The sequence below is a fragment of the Paenibacillus sp. RC67 genome, assembly GCF_030020805.1.
Taxonomy (GTDB): domain Bacteria; phylum Bacillota; class Bacilli; order Paenibacillales; family NBRC-103111; genus Paenibacillus_S.
The window spans coordinates 3,025,171-3,047,406 of sequence record NZ_CP125098.1; the positions used below are offsets into that span (position 1 = coordinate 3,025,171).

Annotated in this window: 16 protein-coding genes and 1 pseudogene; 14 read left to right on the top strand and 3 right to left on the bottom strand. The window is 43.6% G+C overall.

Annotated elements, in window-relative coordinates; translation table 11 throughout:
• Positions 1 to 172 precede the first annotated feature (172 nt).
• Together QMA13_RS13860 and QMA13_RS13865 are read left to right on the top strand one after the other, a co-directional pair.
• Positions 173 to 745 carry an RNA polymerase sigma factor gene (locus tag QMA13_RS13860; protein ID WP_282942093.1) on the top strand — a complete coding sequence of 191 codons (573 nt, stop codon included), beginning with the start codon at positions 173 to 175 and terminating at the stop codon, positions 743 to 745.
• Entirely contained in the window at positions 723 to 2,423 is a 1,701-nt protein-coding gene (locus tag QMA13_RS13865; protein WP_282942094.1) for a DUF4179 domain-containing protein, read from the top strand. The genes QMA13_RS13860 and QMA13_RS13865 overlap by 23 nt, the downstream gene beginning before the upstream one ends.
• On the opposite strand, the gene QMA13_RS13870 is transcribed toward QMA13_RS13865, so the two are convergent.
• Complete coding sequence (locus QMA13_RS13870) at positions 2,410 to 3,276, bottom strand: pentapeptide repeat-containing protein (protein ID WP_282942095.1); 867 nt, start codon at positions 3,274 to 3,276, stop codon at positions 2,410 to 2,412. The two genes, QMA13_RS13865 and QMA13_RS13870, sit on opposite strands and share 14 nt — an antisense overlap.
• Positions 3,277 to 3,498: 222 nt before the next feature.
• Here QMA13_RS13870 and QMA13_RS13875 point away from each other — a divergent pair.
• Positions 3,499 to 4,387: pseudogene (locus QMA13_RS13875) on the top strand (aminoglycoside 6-adenylyltransferase).
• 55 nt (positions 4,388 to 4,442) lie between these two features.
• Positions 4,443 to 4,721, top strand: coding sequence for an NUDIX domain-containing protein (locus QMA13_RS13880; RefSeq protein ID WP_282942096.1), 279 nt, complete (start codon positions 4,443 to 4,445; stop codon positions 4,719 to 4,721).
• Positions 4,722 to 5,076: 355 nt separating this feature from the next.
• Here QMA13_RS13880 and QMA13_RS13885 read toward each other — a convergent pair whose 3' ends face one another.
• Entirely contained in the window at positions 5,077 to 5,829 is a 753-nt protein-coding gene (locus QMA13_RS13885) for a GTP pyrophosphokinase (protein WP_282942097.1), read from the bottom strand.
• 83 nt (positions 5,830 to 5,912) lie between these two features.
• Positions 5,913 to 6,794: a LysR family transcriptional regulator gene (locus QMA13_RS13890; RefSeq protein WP_282942098.1), complete on the bottom strand. Its 882-nt coding sequence runs from the start codon at positions 6,792 to 6,794 to the stop codon at positions 5,913 to 5,915.
• 141 nt (positions 6,795 to 6,935) lie between these two features.
• Here QMA13_RS13890 and QMA13_RS13895 point away from each other — a divergent pair, with 141 nt between their 5' ends.
• The 10 genes from QMA13_RS13895 to QMA13_RS13940 all read left to right on the top strand — a co-directional run bounded on the left by QMA13_RS13895 (position 6,936) and on the right by QMA13_RS13940 (position 22,172).
• Complete coding sequence (locus tag QMA13_RS13895) at positions 6,936 to 8,144, top strand: MFS transporter (RefSeq protein WP_282942099.1); 1,209 nt, start codon at positions 6,936 to 6,938, stop codon at positions 8,142 to 8,144.
• A gap of 226 nt (positions 8,145 to 8,370) precedes the next feature.
• Positions 8,371 to 9,894 carry an endonuclease/exonuclease/phosphatase family protein gene (locus QMA13_RS13900; RefSeq protein ID WP_282942100.1) on the top strand — a complete coding sequence of 508 codons (1,524 nt, stop codon included), beginning with the start codon at positions 8,371 to 8,373 and terminating at the stop codon, positions 9,892 to 9,894.
• Positions 9,895 to 10,067: 173 nt separating this feature from the next.
• Positions 10,068 to 12,374 (top strand): helix-turn-helix domain-containing protein, encoded by a 2,307-nt coding sequence (locus tag QMA13_RS13905; protein ID WP_282942101.1) that lies wholly within the window; start codon positions 10,068 to 10,070, stop codon positions 12,372 to 12,374.
• A gap of 249 nt (positions 12,375 to 12,623) precedes the next feature.
• Complete coding sequence (locus tag QMA13_RS13910; RefSeq protein WP_282942102.1) at positions 12,624 to 13,592, top strand: ABC transporter permease; 969 nt, start codon at positions 12,624 to 12,626, stop codon at positions 13,590 to 13,592.
• A gap of 35 nt (positions 13,593 to 13,627) precedes the next feature.
• On the top strand, positions 13,628 to 14,503 hold the full coding sequence (locus QMA13_RS13915) for a carbohydrate ABC transporter permease (RefSeq protein WP_282942103.1): 876 nt from the start codon (positions 13,628 to 13,630) through the stop codon (positions 14,501 to 14,503).
• Between the two features lie 137 nt (positions 14,504 to 14,640).
• Positions 14,641 to 16,302 (top strand): extracellular solute-binding protein, encoded by a 1,662-nt coding sequence (locus tag QMA13_RS13920; protein ID WP_282942104.1) that lies wholly within the window; start codon positions 14,641 to 14,643, stop codon positions 16,300 to 16,302.
• Between the two features lie 329 nt (positions 16,303 to 16,631).
• Complete coding sequence (locus tag QMA13_RS13925) at positions 16,632 to 17,537, top strand: polysaccharide deacetylase family protein (protein ID WP_282942105.1); 906 nt, start codon at positions 16,632 to 16,634, stop codon at positions 17,535 to 17,537.
• A gap of 360 nt (positions 17,538 to 17,897) precedes the next feature.
• Positions 17,898 to 19,385, top strand: a complete 1,488-nt coding sequence (locus tag QMA13_RS13930) for a DUF5060 domain-containing protein (protein WP_282942106.1) — start codon at positions 17,898 to 17,900, stop codon at positions 19,383 to 19,385.
• 82 nt (positions 19,386 to 19,467) lie between these two features.
• On the top strand, positions 19,468 to 20,790 hold the full coding sequence (locus QMA13_RS13935; protein WP_282942107.1) for an ABC transporter substrate-binding protein: 1,323 nt from the start codon (positions 19,468 to 19,470) through the stop codon (positions 20,788 to 20,790).
• A 191-nt stretch (positions 20,791 to 20,981) separates the two neighbouring features.
• Complete coding sequence (locus QMA13_RS13940; RefSeq protein ID WP_282942108.1) at positions 20,982 to 22,172, top strand: oligogalacturonate lyase family protein; 1,191 nt, start codon at positions 20,982 to 20,984, stop codon at positions 22,170 to 22,172.
• Positions 22,173 to 22,236 lie beyond the last annotated feature (64 nt).

A 22,236-nucleotide genomic window follows, 5' to 3' on the forward strand; every position in this document is an offset into this window, starting at 1 on the left:
AGTACGCAGATTCCTATGATCTCATTGTTGACGGAATATAAGGGAGATAAACCTTATGAATCAGATAGCCCGGTTTATTGTACAGGGCGATAAATAGTTGAGAATTGTGTGAGAGAAATAGGTTGCTAACGTCGTCCATACAGTATGAATCCAAAATCAAGCGGAGGCTACAATGGAACAAGAGGTGCACGACAGCGAATGGGTTAGTGCTGTGTTAGAGGGCAATAAAGAAGCTTATGCCTTCCTAGTAAACCGATACAAGAACAAAGTATTTGGCCTGCTTCGCGGAATGGGGGCGGACCCACAGGATGCTCAGGACATCACACAAGAAGCATTTCTGAAAGCTTATCGAAGCTTGTCAGGACATGATATCTCTCGCAGCTTTGCTTCTTGGTTATATACGATCGCCGCAAATTTATTAAAAGATCTATGGAAACGTCGAAAGCCGATGGCAGGTCAACAGCCCGACCCCACGGAACCGGTCGTTGAGAAGAGTGCAGAAGATACTGTGATTCAAGCGCAGTATCGAATGGATATCAGAGAAAGCCTCAAGCTGCTGCCTGATAACTATCGTCTCGTTCTGCTGCTTCGCTACACCAATGATCTTAGTTATGAAGAAATCGGTACAATTCTTGATGTACCCGTAAGGAAGGTTCAGAACGATCTGCATCGTGCCAAGCAGAGAATGAGGAAGTTAATTGCAGCGGAGGAGGTGGCGGGATATGAAATGCTTGACCGAACGTGAGCTGGATATGTTTTTGGCAGGAATAGACAGGGAAAATCATGATTCGGTGCAAGCTCATATCGCCGGATGTCCCCGATGCAGCAGATTGCAATTAGTGCTAATACAAGAACAAAAGGATCTGGAAATAGAACTGTATGCGGAAGCGCTCCCTGACGATTTTACAGAGCAAATCATGAACAGGTTGGAATCCATAGAATTGGATTCGAATTCGTTTGAAGCTCCAAAGGGGCTGCAACCATTACAAGGGTTAATTGCTACCGAGTGTTCTGATAATGAGAATGGAAATGACGAAGCTTTAAGCAATTTGTCGGCAGAGGACCTGCCCAAGCCTTATAGGTTAGCTCATGTTCACCGTAGAAAATGGGGTAAATGGAGACTAGCCGCTGTAGCTATGGCAATCTTACTAGTCGCTGGGGCGTTAGCAGCAGCTTCACCTGTACTGGCTCAGTTGGTTCGCTCATTATTCAAAGGCGATAGTGTAGATATAGGTTTGCTAAATGCGCAGGAGTTCGGACTGGTTCAGCATCCTGGGATACGAGTGAAGAATAACGGCTACACGGTACGGATAGACGAGGCTGTGGCTGACCCTACTCGAGTAGTTGTAGCACTTCAATTGTTCGGTCCTGACGGTAAACACGATCGTGAACGGCTAGTGTTGAATGGTCCCAATGCGATAACGATCAAGGATGAGCATGGTGTGAAGATTGATGAATTATATGACATGGGGATGACGAATGACTTTTATTATTTGGTTGCCTTCTTCCCGGAACCCATACAAACGGACAAAATTACAATAGAAGGACGGTTGTCCCGATTAGGCAATGAATTAGAGAAAATCCCTTTCAGTACCGGAACATGGAATTTTGATTTCTCGATTGACATGAAGGAAGCTAAAGCTAAGACAAAAGTCTTTCCTCTGCAAGGAGAGTATATAACACCGGATGGAATGACCATACGCTTGAAGCGGTTGACACAAATGGTCCAGGGGGTTCGGTTAGAGATGGACACAGAGCTGTCGTCCGATGCGCTACTTCGTTCTCCTGATGAATTGTGGAAGCAGCAGGGACTTAAGTTTCATTTTGAGACCATGGAGGGGGAGGAAATACACAGTGTCAATACAAGGAGGTTTCCGCATAATGACAGCTTGATGACCAAATCGTTCATTCCAGGGGATAAGCTGGGCCTCATGCATTGGAGCTATACGTTCAAATATTTGCCGACGGACACTCCGTTCCGGTTCGTGTTCGACGGGTACTTTATTGCGGAAAACGATGGCTCGAAGGTGGATTTCAACCCTAGGAAATTATTAGAGCAGCCAGTGGAGTTTCATTCAATGGAGGACAACCTGATTTTGCGAAAGTTTACCATTGAGCCGAATCGTAATCCTGATGTCCATCGTGAAGAGGGAACCCTGCATATATCGGGTATGTTATTCAATGAAGCTATGAATAACAAATGGAGAATCGAAGATGAACAGGGATATTCTTATGAAGTCAGAGGCGGAGGAGGTTACGGCTTCAAAGATGGTTTTGTGGAGATGAGCGGTGGGAGGCCAGATGAGTTTTATCAGTTCAGAACACCGGAGATCAATATTATCCCAGAGCGATTGACACTCATACGCACAGTGGTAGATAGAGTGCATACGAATGTCAATTGGACGGTCATCATGAATCATTAAGCTTCTTCCAATGGGGTGGGTGAATGATGGAAGGAGGCAGCTTTGTATTAACATCGCCCTTTGCTGAGTTGATCTGGGCCTGGGTAAGAAAAATACTCCCTCTAAGGTCGGCTCCGCTAAGATCCGCATCCCGGAAATCAGCACCTATGAAGTCAGCCGCTCTAAGGTCGGCATCTCTTAGATCAGCGGCAATAAGATAAGCCCCTCTCAAGTTGGCACATTTGAGATCTGCTCCTCTGAGTTTGGCTCCAATGAGGTCTACTCCTCGTCCTTGCTTCTTTTGTTGCCCAAGGGGCCATTTATACTGTTGACGGGCTTCATCTCGTACGAGCTCACTTGTTCTGAGGAGTAGAGGATTGATAGCTGCTCGGTGAGCGGCAATGTCTAGGTCGGAGAGATTATCCGGACTGAGGTAGGTAAGGCGATTGGTTTCATCGAGCGATAAGCGGATATCATCGTGGATCGGATGAGCAGGTTGCAGTGATAGGGCTTCGTTCAGGTACCAGAGCAGCTCATGAAGCTGACGCATGATCGGGAACGCCTCGAACATTAGCTTCGCAGATTCTGGTACTTGCCGCCAGTCGCTTCCGCTGAACGTGACTTGGGATACCTTCTGGCCCGCGCCGAAGCAGTCGAATACCGTACATCCGCGAAAGCCGCACTGCCTAAGGCTATTGTGAACACCGCAGCGGAAGTCCGGTTGCAAGTTTTCACACGGCCGCCCGGCTTCCTTGTTTATGGCAAAGTCGGCAGAAGCTGCGAAGGGCAGTGCGACACAGCACAAGCCAAAGCAGCGTTCACAATCTGACTTTAAAGTCGAGAAAAGTTCCTGCACATTGCGATTCTCAAACATGAAGCGAGCTCCTTTCGAATGTTCTGTTTCACATGATATTCTTCATCATCTTAAGACAGGATTTGTTAGAATCATAGATATTTTTCTTTTGTGAACTATTTTTTATTGTGAATGATATACATATGAATTTATCAAATATTGGATTGATTTAATTGTAAATTTAAGGGTGATATACTAAAAAATATATATCGTAGCATAAATACATAGATGAGGTGATAAGGATTGAGAACCGAGCAGCAAATGTTTGATTTAATACTTGGTGTAGCCCGGCAAGATGAACGAATTCGGGCTGTTTATATGAACGGCTCAAGAACCAATCCTCATGCCCCCAAAGATATTTTTCAGGATTATGATATGGTTTATGTCGTCACAGAAACGGCCTCTTTTTTACAAGATAGAGAATGGATTCGTATTTTTGGAGATTTAATCATGATTCAGGAGCCAAATAAATTAGACCAAGGTATCGGAAGGAAAGCGAATTTCGATCGATCTTATGTCTACTTAATGCTTTTTAGAGATGGGAATCGTATAGATCTCAGCATTGAGACCATAGAATCTATGATGACAGGGTATGTCAGCAATAATCTAACCATTCCGTTATTAGATAAGGACCAGTGCCTACCACCAATCCCACCACCTACAGATATCGATTACCATGTAAAAAAAACCAACGGAACCGCATTTTGAAAGCTGTACTAACGACTTCTGGTGGTGTTTGCAAAACGTTGCAAAAGGAATATGGCGAGACGAGCTGCCCTACGCAAAGCAAATGTTTGAAGAAACCACAAGAGCTTCTTTGGATGAGATGATCCAGTGGTGGATTGGCACTCAGCATGACTTTCAAGTTTCCGCAGGTAAGATGGGCAAATATTATAAAAACTATCTGCCTGACGCTTACTGGGAGCTGTATAAAGGAACGTTTTCTGGCAGCGACTATACTAGTTTCTGGGATTCCATATTTATCGCTGGTGAATTATTTAGGGAGTTAGGTAAAGATGTAGCGGCGCATTGTCAGTTTACTTATCCCATTGAAGACGATACGAATATGACAGAGTATCTCAAACACGTAAGAAATTTACCGGCTGATGCCAAGGAAATATTTGAAGATTAATGGTGTGATATGACCTTAATTTACTGATCTCTATAAGATAAGGGGGACATGCTTTATGCCAGAAGCCAAGTTTTATTACAAGCATAGGAATACTCCGATACCAAATCAACCAACGAGCATTGGGGTAGTAGCCTTAATAGAGAAGGAAAATAAGCTGCTGCTGGAGAGAAGAACCGATTCTAATAGATGGGCGCTCATCGGCGGTGCTATCAAATCTGATGAATCATTGCTGGACGGGCTCTATAGGGAAGTAATGGAAGAAACGGGGCTTAGCATTTGCAGCTATGATCTGTTTGGTACTTTTTCCGATCCTTCCAGAGTCGCCGCCTTTTGAGACGGTAATATCAAACGGATTATTACCATTGCCTACAAGGTCCAAGTGGAGCCATTCGAGCAACTGAGATGCAGTGACGAATCTATAGAGCTGAGATTTGTAGATTTTTCCCAAGACAACTCATTGTATATAGCTGAAACTCATCTTCAAATTATTGAGCATTACAAGAGAAGCAGCTCTCTGGTGTTGGATTAACAGAGTCCATATTGTATGAGTGGAGATACTGATGTACAGAATAAGACCATCCACAGGGATATCGGTTATCAACAACGATCGTTGGTAGGGGCAGCACCAAAAAGCCTGGCGCAAGATTGCGCATCAGGCTTTTCTATTGGTCTTGCTTTACATTAAGCTATTAAATCTCGTCAGGCCCGTCACCGATTAATCTCAACAGCGCTTCAGGCAATTGAAACTGCTGGTTGCTGATACTGATTCGCTTTAGTTCATCTCCCCATTCCTGGGACTGGGCTTCTTTTACTTCGGTGATTTCGTTGTGCAGACGCTCCATCTTTTGATCCAGTGCTGCCGCGGAGTCAGAGGCTTCCTTTAATTCAAGAAGCAGCTTCGGTGGTACGGTTCGATTGTATTTGTAGTAAATTTTGTGCTCGAGACTCGCCCAGAAGTCCATAGCGATCGTGCGTATCTGTACTTCAACACATACATTTTCTTTCCTATCTGACATATAAATCGGAATTTCGATGAGCATATGAAGACTGCGGTAACCGTTAGGTTTCGGATGCTGTATGTAGTCCTCAATTTCGATGATTTTTAAATCACTTTGACTTTGCAGCATTTCGCTAATACGGTAAATATCCGCTATGAAGGAACATGTGATACGTATCCCGGCAATGTCGGTAATGTGTGTTTTAATGCTCGGCAGCGAAATATCGTGACCTTTTTTATGCAGCTTTTTTAAAATACTTTCAGGTGATTTCAACCTCGACTTGGTGTGTTCAATAGGATTGTAATCATGAAATAATTGAAATTCTTCCGTCAAAATGTCAATTTTAGTCTCGAATGCATCTAGAGCAAATTTATATGCCATCAGAAACCGCGTGATATCGTTTTTGAATTTGCGGAATTGTTCTACTGGAAGTGTGTTCAACATAATTTCTCCTTTCCATAACCGTTCAATAAAATGGGTTCATGATGAAAGCATATACGAAGAATGAGGTACAAAGCAAATGTTGCTCAATTAGCATTAAAGTCAGTGGTTAACTTATGAATAAAAGCTTGTGCCGCTCTGCCCAAAAATCGATCTCTCCGATAAATAATAACAAGATCACGGGTTGGCGCCACATCCTTAAATGGGATGCAGCGAAGCGTGGGCTCCTTCATAGACTGTATAAGCTGAAGCGGCTGAATGGTTGCCCCTATATTTGCTTTTACGATATTGATAAGTGAAAGGACCGAGGTCGTTTCCATAATGGTGTTAAGCTTAAAGCCGCGGCTGCGGCAAAATCGTTCAACAAGCTCCCGACCGACAAGTCCTACCGGATACATGACCGTTTCAATATGTGCTAGCTCATCAATAGCAATCCAGTCGCGAGCTGCTAAAGGATGTTGCTCTGAGACGACAAGCACATATTCTTCCTGGCACAGAGGAATTTGAATTAAGCGGTCATCGAAGAACGGCATGACGCATATCCCAAGATCGACTTCATTCGTTAGCACTTGTTCTTCAATCTCAACAGAAGAGAAGATGCTTAGATGTATATTAGGGTATTCATAGTGATAATCCACCAACAATCTTGAGATGCGATAATCCAAATCAGAGGGTAATGTTCCTACGCTTAAGGTTCCTCTTTGCACATGCTGAAGCTCATGTATGGAGTCTTTAACGTTTTGCAGACTTCGAATGATCTGCTTGCTCTGTTCAAGCAGAATGAGTCCAGCTTCGGTTATGGCAATTTTTTTTCCTACACGGTCGAATAAAGGAGTGTTTAATTCATCTTCCAAGGCGCGGACCTGCTGGCTTAAGGTAGGCTGTGAAATTCCTATTTTCTCTGCGGCTCTAGTGAAATGCATCTCGTCACATACGGCGATGAAATATTCAAGCTGTCGAAGCTCCATATCGGGCCTCCTTTATTATCATTGGATATACCAATGATAATAATAGAAATAATTATATTGATCAATTATTGACTTGCTCTTACACTTACTACATCAGATGCAAATGACTTGAAAATAGAAAGTAAGTAGGAGTGGGATCAAATGAAATACCGTTTTGGTTATTTATTATGCGCGTTATTCTTGGCCTCAATTAATTTACGCCCGGCCATTTCTTCAATTTCTCCATTATTGGAGACCATTCGTAACGAATTAGGGATGAGCGGCTCTACAGCAAGCTTGTTAACCTCTATCCCCGTATTATGTATGGGAGTCTTTTCACCGTTCGCCGTTAAGCTGAGTACTCGTTGGGGGCTTGAGAGGGTATTAACCTATTCTCTTGTCGTTATCGGATTAGGCACGGTTATTAGGCTGTTTGCGGATTCCTCCGCATTACTCCTGATTACGGCGTTTTTGAGCGGACTGGGAATAGCCATTTGCGGACCGCTGCTGTCTGGTTTCATTAAGAAATATTTTGCGAGCCGAGCTGCGTCCATTGTCGGGATGTATTCCATGGCATTGGTGCTTGGCGCAGCGTTGAGCGCGGGATTGTCAGTACCATTCCAAACGATGATGCACGGCTCTTGGCGTGGTTCTCTTGCGGTTTGGGCATTGTTTGCCTTAATTGCGCTTCCGATTTGGTGGCAATTAGCCCGTCGGGAGAAAGCAGTAAAAAGTAACGGTGCAATGATTCATACTAAGGATTCCAGGCTTCCATTACAAAATAAAAGAGCTTGGCTATTAACCGCCTTTTTCGGGCTGATGGCGGTGATGTTTTACTCGATGACAGCTTGGTTGGCGCCCGCTATTGTCAGTATGGGGTATGATAAGGGATTTGCCGGAGGAATGCTTACCTTATTTACGGTTATTCAAATTCCTGTTAGCTTTTTTCTGCCGATGTTGATTGCGCGCTTCCCCAAAAGAATGTATTGGCTGCTCGGGTGTGCAGCGCTGGAGCTTATCGGGATGATCCTGTTTATGGTCCATGCAAGTCCTTGGTTTATTGTGATCATGTTAGGACTTGGAGCGGGAGGTCTATTCCCGATGGCACTTATGCTTCCTATCGAAGAAACCGATAGTGCAGAGGCAGCGAGCGCATGGTCCGCTATGAATCAATCCGGTGGATATATTGTCGGTTCTCTTGGGCCGCTGTTCGTAGGCTGGGCGCATGATGCATGGGGTGGCTTCGAGCTTGCTTTTGGTGGTTTGGCGATATTAATAGTAATCATGCTGGTGCTCCAACTGAAAATCGGTAACAAAAAGGATAAAGCACCTGTTAAAACGGCAGGTCAAATCAAGGTTGAGGCCAGCTAAAAAATGTTCTGTATGAAGACGTACCTAGTGAATCATCATGATGAGAACCATTCAGATTGATGAGGAACGGCGGTGCGTCTTTTTTTGATCATGAGTAAGGCAAGCCTTTATCTGACAAGTTCATAAATAATGGGCAATAATCTATAAAAATGTAAATTGGCTATGCTTAACAGTTAAAGTATGATCAAATGGAAGTTATTGAAGAAGCAAATAAGGAGGCGGAAAAATGAGCAAATCTCGTATTCGAGTAACCGCATTTGCAGTTTTGCTCACTGCAGTTGGTCTGGTACTTACGGGTAACCAAACTTCCGTGTCGGCAGATGAGGAACTGTCCTCAGGTCCACTGAGAATAATGACATCGAACCTGCGAACAGCCAGTGCTGCTGACGATCAACCATGGGAGAAGCGGCGTCCAGTAATGAAGCAGCTCATTGAAGACTATCAGCCGGACATCATCGGGACACAAGAGGGAATTGACAAGCAAATTAAGGATTTGGAAGTAGATTTGCCTGGTTATGAATGGATAGGAGTTGGCAGGGAAGGCGGCAATCTGGGCGAGTACATGGCTATTTTCTATAATAAGCAGCGGCTGAAGCCTCTGGAGAAGGATCATTTCTGGTTATCTGATAGCCCCAAACTGATTAGTTCCACCGGTTGGGGGAACCGAATTCCGCGTATGGTGACTTGGGTGAGGTTTCAAGACCTCCAAAATCACAAAACCTTTTATATGGTCAATACGCATCTGGATCATGAGTCGGAAGCCGCTCGTCAAAAAAGTGCACAGCTCATAGTAGATACCATGAAATCATTCGATCCAGATGTACCCATCGTTCTGACGGGTGACTTCAATACTACTCCTAATGGAGCTGTATACCCAACCTTTATCCATGATGGACAAATGAAGGATGCTTTTCTGAACGCTCATAATAAAGTCAATGATGACTTAGGGACTTTTCATAATTATAAGGATCCTTCGGGTGGCGGGAGCACTAAGCGAATAGACTGGATCTTAACCCGCGGCAAAGTCAATGTCATAAGAGGAGAGACGGTTACTTATCATCAGGAGGGGCAGTATCCAAGCGATCATTATCCCGTGATGGTGGATCTGGTCCTTCAGAAGGCAAGTAAGTCGACAGAGGAAACGATGGTCAAGCAACCGGCCAAACCTGCTTTACTCGTCAGCGAGGTCGTACCTAACTCGACTAAGGGCAATTACAACTATGTTGAAGTGATCAATAACAGTGATCGTGATATCGACTTGGATGGGTACAAGCTCTATTATTTTTACGATCCAGCCCTTCCTTTTGATAAAGCGAAAGCTAACAAATGGGTCATTCAGAAGGATACATACAGTACTAACACTATGGTAAAGCCCGGGGAAGCAAAGGTGATTTGGATTAAAAAGCAGCCTTGCTGCTATAACCTGGGAATCGATAGCTTCAGGCAAAATTATTCATTGTTGGCGGATGATTTGAAGGAGGATCAGCTGCTAGCGGTGTTTACACCTGGTGAGAATCAAGGGCTTAACGGTACCGCTACGACAGGGCGTTCCTTAGCGATTATGTCACCGGATGGTGCTCAGCAGGCAGGAATTCAATATAACCAAGGAATCTTGGACGTTCAGACTAATGAATCGATCACCTATACTATTCCAAGTCCTTTCATCAGCATTATGGAGAAACAGGCTAATCATCAGCATGCCACTCCTGGTAAGCTTGTTCAAAACAGTTCTCATCGGGAGAAACTGTGAGCCTCTGGAGTAACCTGGGTCAAGTTTTATTTGGTTTCTTTACAAGCTGACAAACAGTTATCTCTGGGATAACTGTTTTTTTATGGGTTGGAAGGGCTTTAATATCCTTTTATCGAACTTATTATATAGAGATAGGCGGGATTCATAATGACAATCAGCTGATGGTGGGTGAAATGATGGTTAAAGGGAGATTTTTCCGTAATAGTCTTATCTTAATTCTAGTCATCTCAAGTATCCCGGGTATTATCGTCGGGGGGATTATATATGGAATGACCGGAGGATGGTTGGAAAACGCGCTGCTGCAGCTGCACAAAAACCAGATTTTGCAGAGAGCGGCCAATATTGACGATCAATTCTCCTATATGGAAACCTCCCTAGCCCATTGGGCTTTCGATCCCAAATTCAACAGCAATTTATATGAGACAAATTTTTATCGGGATTTTGAAATTGCCCGTGACATTACGAAGACGTTGAACATCATGCTAGGCTCCACACCCCTCGCGAAGCAGGTGGAACTCTATTTAAAGGGAACGCAGACGATTCGGTTTTATCCTGAATATGACGTTATCACCAACGCGCAAACGATCGAATCGTATAGTCAATTTCTGGATCAAGACAATCTGGTGTTCTGGACAACATTTGCTTCCGATCTGAATTCCCCCGATAAAAAGGACCTGACCTTGGTGCACAAAATTCCTGGCGTGGACATGCATCCATTTGGAGCGTTGTTCATTCGCCTCAATGAGGAGAAGGCAACCAATTTACTAAAAACATTAACACCCTATAATGTTGGAGAAACATTCGTCATGCAGAGTGGCGGAGATGTGCTGCTGTCAAGCTCCAAGGAGCCCCAGTCCATTGCTTTTGACGAGGCTCTAAAAAGTGAAGTGCTCCACCGAGGAGGGAAATCAGGGTCTTTTCTGTATGAAAGCAATAAAAGCATGTATACCGTATCGTACGGAACATTCCAGCGGGTCGGTACAGAATGGTCTTATGTATCGGCATCGCCAATCAGCGTCATAACCAAGCCTGTAGATTTTATTTCCAAGCTTATTTTGTCCGTCAGCTTTGCTGCGCTGTTACTGGCAATTGTCCTGTCATGGTTTGCTTCGCGTAGAATTTATTCACCTATTGATCGTCTAGTCACCATATTAACAGGAAGCAGACCATTGACGGGAAGCATTGGTGAGCAGCACGACGAATTTAAGCTGATTGAGAAAGAATGGCTGCATTTATGGAGAGAGAGTACAACGCTGCAAAATAAGCTCGAACAGCAGCTGTCACATGTAAAAGAAGGCTTTTTGCTGCAGTTGGTGCAAGGCTTCCTCTATGCCTACTCAGAAGAGGATTTGCGTGAACGGATGCGCAATTTCGGATGGGTGGTGGATGACCGGCAGTTTGTCGTGATGCACATCCATTTGACCGGTTTTACGAATCTGGAAGGGCGATTTGCTCAAGGTGACGAAGGTCTGATTACATTTGCCGCAGCTAATATCATTGAAGAGCTGTCACAGAACCGTTTGGAGCAGGTTGATGTCATCAATTTCCATGATTTATCCATGGGACTTTTAATTATGCTGCCATCCAATCCGTCATATAAGATAGAGCTGCATGAATTAAGTGACGAAATTATTCAAGCCATCAATCGAATTCTGAAGCTTCAAGTATCGATCAGTATAGGGAAGCCTTCGACGACGATTGTTCAAATCCCTTCGTATTATGAAGAAGCCAAGCAAGCATTAAGCTACCGTAAATTCGAGAACGAGAATCAAATTATGAATCTGGATTCGTTGAATCTGGAGGAAGAAACGACGGAGCATCACTACCCGTTCGTGCTTGAAAGGGAAATTATTCAGATGATCCGGACCGGCCAGCAGAAGGATGCAATGTACTTGATTAAGTCATTTTTGGAGGCGCTATTGGAGCGGGGAGCCAAGGAAATTGACGTTCAACAGGGGATGCTGCAGCTGCTTGGGAGCATTCTTCATGCCATTCGCCATTTGGGTATGGACCCGAACCGTGTATTCCGTTCCGCTAATTTGTATGAACAGTTGGCACAAATTCGAGAGCCCCGGAAAATGCTAAACTGGTTTGAGCAAAAAATTATTCAACCTTTCATTCGAGAGCTGGAATCACGATCGGACGTTCAGCTGAAGAAGGTTGTTGAAAGTGCCATGATCTATTTGCAAAATCATTACATGAAAGATATTTCTTTAGATAGCTGTGCCGATCACACTGGCGTGAACGCTGTAACGCTTAGCAAATTGTTCAAGCAGGTTACAGGAACAAACTTCATTGATTATTTGACCGAGCTGCGAATGGAGAAGGCCAAAGAATTGCTTCGCGAGACCGAACAAAAAATTAACGATGTAGCAGTGAAGGTAGGATACCAGCATAGTTATTTCAACCGGATATTTAAAAAGCATGTCGGTGTCACCCCGAGTCATTATCGCGAAATGAGCAGGGATATTCAAACTTAAATCATAAGCAAGCTGATGTCTGTATAACAGGCGTCAGCTTGTTTTAATTTTGTCAAAAAAGTACAAGCCGGAGCACCCTAAGGCCTGGTGGATCAAGCTTTTCAAGAAAGTATTAACCGATGAGAAAAAGTACTAATTCCATAAAAAGCGCTTCCAAAAAAGTGTTGTTGCTGGAAAACAGACCGCCGTATAAGGTGAAATTAGCCAAGCGGCTACTACAAACAGAAGATGATTACGAGGAGTGAGAAGATGGTCAAAACTTCGCAAGCCGAGCAGCTCCCGGCAAGCGTTCCGTCGGCAAGAGCGCGCAAAAGGGGCTCGTTAATGAGTAGAATCATTCAAGATAAATACTTATTGATGCTTTTGTTACCCGGACTAGCTTACTTCATTATTTTTAAGTACGTTCCCATGTGGGGAGTACTGCTTGCTTTCAAAAATTATCAGCCGTTCGTTGGCTTTTTCAAAAGCGAATGGATCGGGATGGATAATTTCAGGCAATTTTTTAACGATCCGATCTTCTTCCGCTTAATGAAGAATACGCTTTTGCTCGGTTTGTATGACATGGTATTTTTCTTCCCCGCACCGATTATTCTCGCATTACTGCTTAATGAGGTCCGCAAAGCTTTTTACAAACGGTTTATTCAAACGCTGATTTATATTCCGCATTTTATTTCAATGGTTATTGTCGCCAGTATTACTTACCTCATGCTTACTACAGAAGGCGGAGTGATTAACCAGCTGCTGTTTCAGACGCTAGGTATTAAGATCGAATTTTTGACAAGTGAGGACTGGTTCCGTCCACTCATTATTACGCAAAGCTTGTGGAAAGAGATGGGATGGGGAACGATCATCTTCCTAGCCGCTCTGGCTGGGGTAGATCAGGAGCAATATGAAGCCGCTATCGTAGATGGAGCAAGCCGATTCCGCCAGCTGTGGCATATCACCTTGCCTGCGATTCGAGGCACAATCATTGTTCTTCTCATTCTGCGTATGGGCAATTTCCTGGACCGCGGGTTTGAGCAAGTGTTGTTGATGAGCAATGCGCTTAATCGGAATGTGGCTGAGGTATTCGACACTTATGTGTATACGATCGGTATTACTCAAGGTGCTTTTAGCTACAGTACAGCTGTCGGTTTATTCAAATCGGTCATCGGGATTATTCTCGTGCTGGGCTCCAATTACTTGGCCAAACGTGCGGGACACTCCGGTATTTTCTAAAGAGTTCTCATCATTACGCAAAGGAGGCAGCAGCCTTGAGACATTCCACCTTAAGCGGAAAAATATTCGATACCGCCAACTATATATTCCTTGCCATCGTAGCTTTATCGATGATCCTCCCGATCATGTATATTGTCGCTGGTTCCTTCGCTACAGAGATTGAACTGAGCAACAGAGCCTTCTTCATCATCCCGAAGACGGTGACCCTGAACGCCTATGAATATGTGTTTAAAGACAATGCACTGCCGCGGAGTTTGCTTGTATCGGTATTTGTCACTGTTGCTGGTACCATTGTGAATCTGATCTTCACCTTTACGATGGCCTATGCTTTATCTCGCCGTAATATGGTCGGACGGAATATTGTAATGAATATGGTTGTTTTCTCCATGCTGTTCAGCGGCGGAATCATTCCTACCTTCTTAGTTGTTAAAAGTATGGGACTTCTGAATTCATACCTTGCGGTCATGATTCCTACAGCCATCAGCGCATTTAACTTGATTGTTATCAAGTCGTTCTTTCAAGAGATTCCGAATGAACTGATGGAATCGGCTCGAATCGACGGATGTACGGACCTTGGTGTGTTGTGGCGTATTGTTCTACCCTTGTCCAAGCCAGTTATTGCTACTTTTGCGCTATTCTATGCTGTAGGTCATTGGAATGATTTCTTCAATGCCCTGCTGTATTTAAATGATACGAAGAAGTGGCCTATGCAGGTGCTGCTGCGCCAAATCATTTTATTGGCAACAGGCTCTATGGATATGTCAACGATGGACCCGCAATACGTCAAGCCGCCGGACCAATCGATCAAAATGGCGGTTATCGTGGTAGGCACACTACCTATACTGCTGGTTTATCCGTTCTTGCAAAAGCATTTTGCCAAGGGAGTTATGTTAGGAGCTGTTAAGGGGTAAGAGGAGTGATTCCAACGTGCTGATAACCCGGTACTGATATCTCCGTCGCTAGCATACAGCTTGAAACTGCGAGATACGTACAGGACTATCATAAAAAACTAAACCATTTGCACTTAAAAAAGGGAGGAAAAAGAAAGATGAGAATCGTAAAACGGAAGAGAACGGCTGCTGCAGCCATGAGTATTGCCCTTATTGCAAGCGTTTTTGCAGGTTGTAGTTCAGACCCGAAACCAGATGCTAGCAAAGGAGGTACAACAGCTGCGCCAGGAAAAGAAGCACCCTATAAATTTTCTATTATGATGAAGAGCTTTCAGAATGACGCTATTACTTCAGAGAGCAAAATATGGAAAAAGGTTGAAGAAGCTACGAATACGAGCTTGGAAGTATTATTTACGCCAGATGCTGCATACAACGACAAGCTGAATATTACGCTTGCCTCAGGCACGATGCCATCGGTTATTTTTACTGCAAGCGCGAAGACTCCATCGATTGTTAACGCGATCAAAGGGGGAGCTTTCTGGGAAATCGGCCCTTATCTCAAAGATTATCCAAACTTAAAACAGATGAATGCAACGATATTGAACAATATTTCCGTCAATGGTAAAACGTATGGTCTGTACACAGCAAGACCACTGGGCCGCTACGCTATTTCATATCGCAAAGACTGGCTGCAAAATGTCGGATTACCTGAGCCGAAAACCGCTGATGATTTTTATAATATGTTAAAGGCGTTCAAGGAGAAGGACCCGGATAAGAACGGCAAAGATGATACGTATGGTATGGTCGTGACCAAGTACTCCGGCCCATGGGATATTATGCAGACTTGGTTTGGAGCTCCGAACAAGTGGGGCGTGGATAAAGACGGGAAGCTGGTCCCTGCTCATCTAACGAACGAATATATGGATGCTCTCAAATATTTCAAAAAGCTGTATGATGAGAAGCTGGTCAACCAAGATTTCGCTGTATATGATTCCGCCAAATGGAATGATCCGATCATTAATGGGCAAGCAGGCGTTGCGGTCGACGTAGTAGATCGCTCTTACCAGATTGATGAGAAGATGAAGTCCGGAAATGTGAAGGGCGAAATGGATGTTATCGGAGCTATCAGCGGGAAGAATGGTCCTGTAACTCCGGCAACGACAGGCTATGGCGGTATTTTCTTAATCTCCAAATCTGCGGTTAAAACCGAGGCTGAGCTGCGCAAAGTGCTTAATTTCTTTGACAAAATTGACGACAAGGATTTCCAAATCCTGTTGACCTATGGTCTTGAGGGTACTCATTACAAAGTAGAGGATGGCAAGCTAGTAACCATTCTGAGCTCGGATATGCCGCAAGCACCGGACGTCAACATTAAAAGCTTCAACCAAATGCTGATTGGGGTACCTAACGTCCTCGATACTGCATTCAAAGCGGGTACACCTTTAAGAGCGAAAGCGAATGATGTGAAGGCGGCGAATGAGAAAATTGCAATGGCTAACCCTGGGGAGCCTTTGATCTCAGCTACGTATACACAAAAAGGCGCCCAACTAGATCAACAAGTTGAGGACGCTAGAGTTAAGTTTATCGTAGGCAAATTAGATGAAGCCGGCTTTAAAGCCGAAATGGAATTGTGGAAGAAAAATGGCGGCACCGAGTACATTAAAGAAATGAACGACGCCTACGCCGAGAGTAAAAAAAGTAATAATGACGAAAGGTCCGGTCTGGTAGACAGATCGGACCTTTTTCCTGTAGTGATAAAGCTAGATCATATAGTCGTCGTAATAATCGCTTCTTTTGGGCTTTTTTCTTCGGATGAATAGCGAGATAATCAGCACTACAGCAAAGATGACATAATAAATGCTGCACTCCAGCCAGCTTTTGGAGTTCATGAAGAAAACTGCTGCGAACGGAAGAGGGAACAGGAAAGCGTACCAAATCGTTTTTTTCAAGGCGCACCTGCCAAACGTACGTAATGTTATCCCCAATGATAACATTAATTGCCATTGATTTGAAGAACCGAGCAACCAAACTTGTATCTTATACAGATACACTATCTATTGAATGAAATTGCCATCAATTGGAGACAAAGTTTCCTATGGCGTCCTTATCTGCTATTATTTAATGGAATGAAGCATGAAAAGGAGCCATTATGAACAAAAAGATCTTATACTTCATCGGTTTTATTGTTGTTATTGGTATCATTTTGATTTTGGGACAAGTACACTGGGGAGCCAATCATTATCAGAACAAAGTAGCAGTACTTACGTATCACCACATCGATCCTGAGGAATCCGAGTATACCATATCCCCAGAACGATTCCGGGAGCATCTACTGGCGCTAACGGCCAATAATTACAAGGTCATTTCCACTTCGGAGTTCGTTGCCTTTCTGAAGGATAATAAACCGATACCACCGAACGCGGTAGTCATAACCTTCGATGATGGCTATGAATCCTATTACAAATATGCTTATCCCGAGCTGAAAAAGCAGGGTATGACTTCTACCAATTTCCTGATTGTCAATTCCGTTGGAGACCGTACGGCGGAAACGCCGTTTATGACTTGGGATGAAATCAAGCAAATGAATAATGATGGATTCGACTTCTTCTCCCATACATTTGATTCTCATGGCTTTAATACGAATGAGAAGGGAAAGCAGGTTTCCCCTCTGACACATCGGATTTGGCTGGAGTCGGAGAACCGAATGGAGACGGAAGACGAGTATAAAAATAGAGTTGTCAAGGATTTGACTCAAGCAGAAAAGATGCTTCATGAGCAACTAGGGAACACCTTATCGATACTGTGCCTGCCTCACGGGAGATATAACCAATCCCTCATAGATTTAAGTTCACAAGCGGGTATTCATTACATCTATACAGGCGATTACGGATTAAACTCAACGGGCGATACGCTCATAAAAAGAGTAACGGCAGGTGTGCCCACATTAACGGGCGATGGACTCGTCGATAAAATAAATAAAGAGACGACGCTGTTAGGGAAAATGGAAGATTTGCTTAAAAATATCATATTGCAAGTGAGATATCGGTACTATTAAGATGAAATACTAAATATCGGCTGCGGAAGCAGCCGTTTTTTTATTTTCTAACTAAAATTTAATTTAATAATAACTTAAATTTAGTTATTATAATGCTAATTTTAGTTGATTTCTCTTTAAAAAGTAATTGACCAGTTGAGCCAACGATGGTATTATCTGGGTTGAGCAACCGAAATTATTTGAAAATTTAGTTATTCTTAAAATGGATAAGGAACCATTGTTGTTTTATATTTTACTAAATTCACTAAACTAATTTAGTTGCTTCCAATGAAAGTAAGTAGTTAGTAAGATGCAGTTGGGTCGGATTTCAATGCTCATTTGAATAAATAGTTAACAATAATTAAATAGGAGTGATAAATAGTGGACCCGCTTAATCATCTGCAAACGATCGAACGCTGGGGGTTGTTCGAGCTTCAATTATCTGGCCCAAGGCTTGGAAATCCATTCTTGGATGTGCAGTTGACTGCTCAGTTTCAGCATATGAACCGAAAAGTAACGGTTGATGGCTTTTATGATGGGAATGGAGTATACAAAATTCGTTTCATGCCTGATTCAGAGGGGAATTGGAGTTATGAGGTGCGATGTGATTTCCCCGAGTTAGATGGGGCTAGCGGTCATTTTATTTGTACAGCACCTTCCATAGATAATCATGGTCCGGTGCGTGTTAAGGATGCCGATCGGTTTTGCTATGAAGACGGCACTGTTTATCGTCCCATTGGAACGACTTGTTATGCATGGACACATCAGGACGATGCGCTCCAGGATCAGACGTTAAAGACCTTGGGGGGGTCTCCGTTCAATAAAATCCGGATGTGCTTATTTCCCAAACGATACAGCTTTAATATTAACGAACCTGAGCATTTTCCTTTTGAGGGCTCTCGAGAACAAGGTTTTGATTTGAAACGGTTTAATCCAGAGTATTTTAAAAGACTGGAGCAAAAATTGCTTGCCCTTCAGAAGCTTGGGATCGAAGCTGATTTAATTTTGTTCCATCCTTATGACAAGGGACACTGGGGATTTGACCGAATGGACCGAGTAACAGATGTTCATTATTTACGATATGTTATCAGCCGATTGGCGGCATTCCGTAACGTCTGGTGGTCGTTAGCTAATGAGTTTGATTTTATGACTGAGAAGAAATTAGACGATTGGGACCACTATTTCAGAATCGTGCAGGAGAATGATCCTTACAGTCACTTGCGTTCGATCCATAACGGAACGAAGATGTATGATCCGAGTCAGCTTGTTTTGTACGATCACTCCAAGCATTGGGTAACCCACGTCAGCATGCAGTACTGGGAGTTGTCGCCAGTCACAGCATGGCGCAGCCGGTACCGGAAGCCGGTCGTGGTAGACGAATGCTGCTATGAAGGGGATTTACCGCAGCGATGGGGAAACATAACGGGAGAAGAAATGACTGCACGCTTCTGGGATGGTTTTGCACGTGGAGGATTTGTGGGGCATGGCGAAACGTTTCTTCATCCGGAGGATGTGATCTGGTGGTCCAAAGGAGGACAACTGTACGGTGAAAGTCCAATACGGATAACATTTTTGAAAAACATCTTGGATAATATGCCACAGGATGCTGTTCCTATAGATTCGTTCCGGGATGTCCCAACGATTGGTGTAGCAGGCTCATTTTATCTGCAATATTTCGGCATTCATCGTCCATCTTATCGAGAGCTGAAGCTGCCAGATGATTCACTCTTCTGTATCGACATTCTCGATACGTGGAATATGCAGGTGACTGCTGTGGAGGGGCTATTTAGTGGGGTGACTCGAATTGCATTGCCAGGAAAGCCTTACATTGCCTTAAGGGCGCGTATAGCAACCAAAAAGGATGATTAGTGGCTTAGCAATAAGACAGGAAGAGTCCTGAAACGGAAAATATGGAAACGTTATCATAAGTAGTTATTGAAGGAGGGATTCCATGCGACGGCACTTGATATCTCTGCTCACAATCTGTCTTTCTGCGGGAGTTGTTCTTAATGCATGTACTAACAAAGAGGGGAACAAACAACCTCAGGAGCAAACAGGAATTGGCACGAATACGAACGAAAGAACGGAATTGTTTTTTTATTCCGGAGGCGGTGACACTACAGAGGCTTTCGATGCAAGGTTTGGAGAGGCGCTGCGTAATAAATTCCCGAATTACGATTTTACCTACATACCTGTGGATCCCAAAAACAGACTACTGGAGTTGATAACAGGAGGGAAAAGAATTGACTTTTATTATGGCTCCATAGGCGTTTTCCCCGAGTTTATACAAGCTGGACTCCAAATGGACATGACGGAATTAGCCAAAAAGCATCAAGTGGACTTGAGCAGCATAGAACCGACCCTTGTCGACGCGGCGAAAGTGGTATCGGATGGTAAATTATATGGTTTACCCGTCTTCAGTAACATTATGGTAACGTATTACAACAAGGCATTATTTCAAAAATTCGGGATTCCTTCACCAAAAGACGGCATGACATGGGACGAGATGCATGATCTTGCCCGAAAAATGACTCGCAATGACGAAGGAAAGCAATATCTCGGCCTGGTTGTTTCACCCACACATGTACTTAGAATGAATCAGTATTCACAGCCTTATGTAGATTCGAAAACAGAGATGTCTACTATCAACACCGATTTATGGAAGAGGATGTATGAGGCTTACTATACGATTCCCGCTCAGGATCAAGGCTACAAAGACAGGATTACAGCTCTGAACAATAAGCTGCCGTACAAGGACGATTTCCTCAAGGATCAGAATCTGGCTATGTTTGTTTACTTATCGGACCTGCAATCGATTTTATCCAAGGAAATGTCAGGTTTGGATTGGGATATTGTCTCCATGCCGACTTTCAAAGAGCTTCCCGCGACGGGCTCTCAAGCATACCCGACTTTTATGAGTATCACCAATCAAACCGTCAATAAAGATGCGTCGATGGAAGTGTTAAAATACTTAATCTCTGAAGAATATCAGACCATGGCAGCGAAGAAGGCAACTATCCCCGTGTTAAAAAATCCAGCAGTACAAAATGCACTAGGACAAAGCACGGAATTCAAAGATAAAAATTTAAAGGCCATATTTTATAATAAAATGGCTCCCATCTCACCAAAAAGCAAATATGACAGCGCTGTGGAGAAAGCATATACAAAACCACAGGTTGATCTATCACTTGGCAAAATCGATACGAATACTGCATTGCGGATTGCGGAAGAAGAAGCTAATAAAGTAATAACCCAAGAAAAATTAAAGAATTAGTTCTCACATGAAATAGCTTCTGTCGAAGCATAAACGAGTTCATAAATGCACTCTAGACAAGAAAGTACAAACTGCGAAAGAAAGTACTATCGATTATTCAGTCCTAACAAAAAAGTGCCGTTGTCCGAAAACCAAGTATCGTTTAGGCTGTTACATGTAGCAGCAGACTTTATGATAATGGGGTGGATGTAATGATTGCTAATGGACAAGGAAAAGGCAAAGTGTGGCCAGCAGAGTGGAAAATAACGAAGGATTTAATCACAGGAATTCCGATGCGGCAATTGACGAATCATCTTGCGCACAGCTTTCATCTCTACTTTACTAACGACGGTTGGTACGATAAGGGGAATAAACTGCTATTCGGTTCCGATAGATTTAATGCTACGAATTTATACAGTATGGACTTGACCACGGGTGAAATCACTCAGCTAACAGACTATCGAGAAGGGGCTCCTGCGAATTTTCAACAAACCTACATCAATCCAAAAGAGCACGAGGCTTACTTCAGCAGAAATAATCAAATTATCTCCATCAACCTGCAAACGTTTGAAGAGAAAGTCATTTATGAGGCTCCGGAAAAGTTCAACTTGGGCAATATGAGCTGTACTTCGGATGGAGAATGGCTGTGTACTTGTATCAAAGAGGATTTATCGGATCGGATCCAAACATCATTAGGTGCTGGGTACATCGGCTTCGAGGAAACGGCAAGGGCGAAGCCTCACTGTAAAATTGTTAAAATTCCTGTTGCAGGTGGAGAAGCTTCTGTTATACATGAGGAAAAAGTATGGATAGGGCATGTGAATACTTCTCCAACTCAGCCGCACCTGCTTAGCTTTTGCCATGAGGGGCCGTGGGATCTCGTCGATCACCGTATCTGGTGTCTTAATATGGATTCAGGTGAGGTGTGGAAAATTCGTCCGTCGGAAGACAATGTCTTTGTTGGACATGAATATTGGCATGCCGATGGCATAACCATTGGCTATCACGGCTATACAGAGTCATTGTCCAATAAAGATGGCAAGTTTATCGGTTCGGTCAAATATGATAATACGAACAGCCAAGAGAAGGCATTCCCGTTCCAGAACATGCACATCCATTCGAATGATTCCAGCTTGATCGTCGGTGACGGACAACAAACTAGCGCTTATCATGGAGATCAATTCCAAGATACAGTTTGTTTGTGGAAAAATACCGATGGCAGGTTGGAGGGACCGCGTATTTTGTGTCGGCATCGCGGCAGCTTCCAAGCGCAAAAGCTCCATGTCCATCCAAGATTCAGCCCGGATGGAAGCAAAGTATTATTTACAAGCGATATGTCCGGTTATGGAAACCTGTACTTGGTAGATGTGCCTGAGTTTGAGTCGCTGCCTAAGCAGCCGTAACACAGAAGTACAATGCAGGCTGCTTAATGGCAGCCTTTTTACTTTGATTATAAACCTCAAGGAG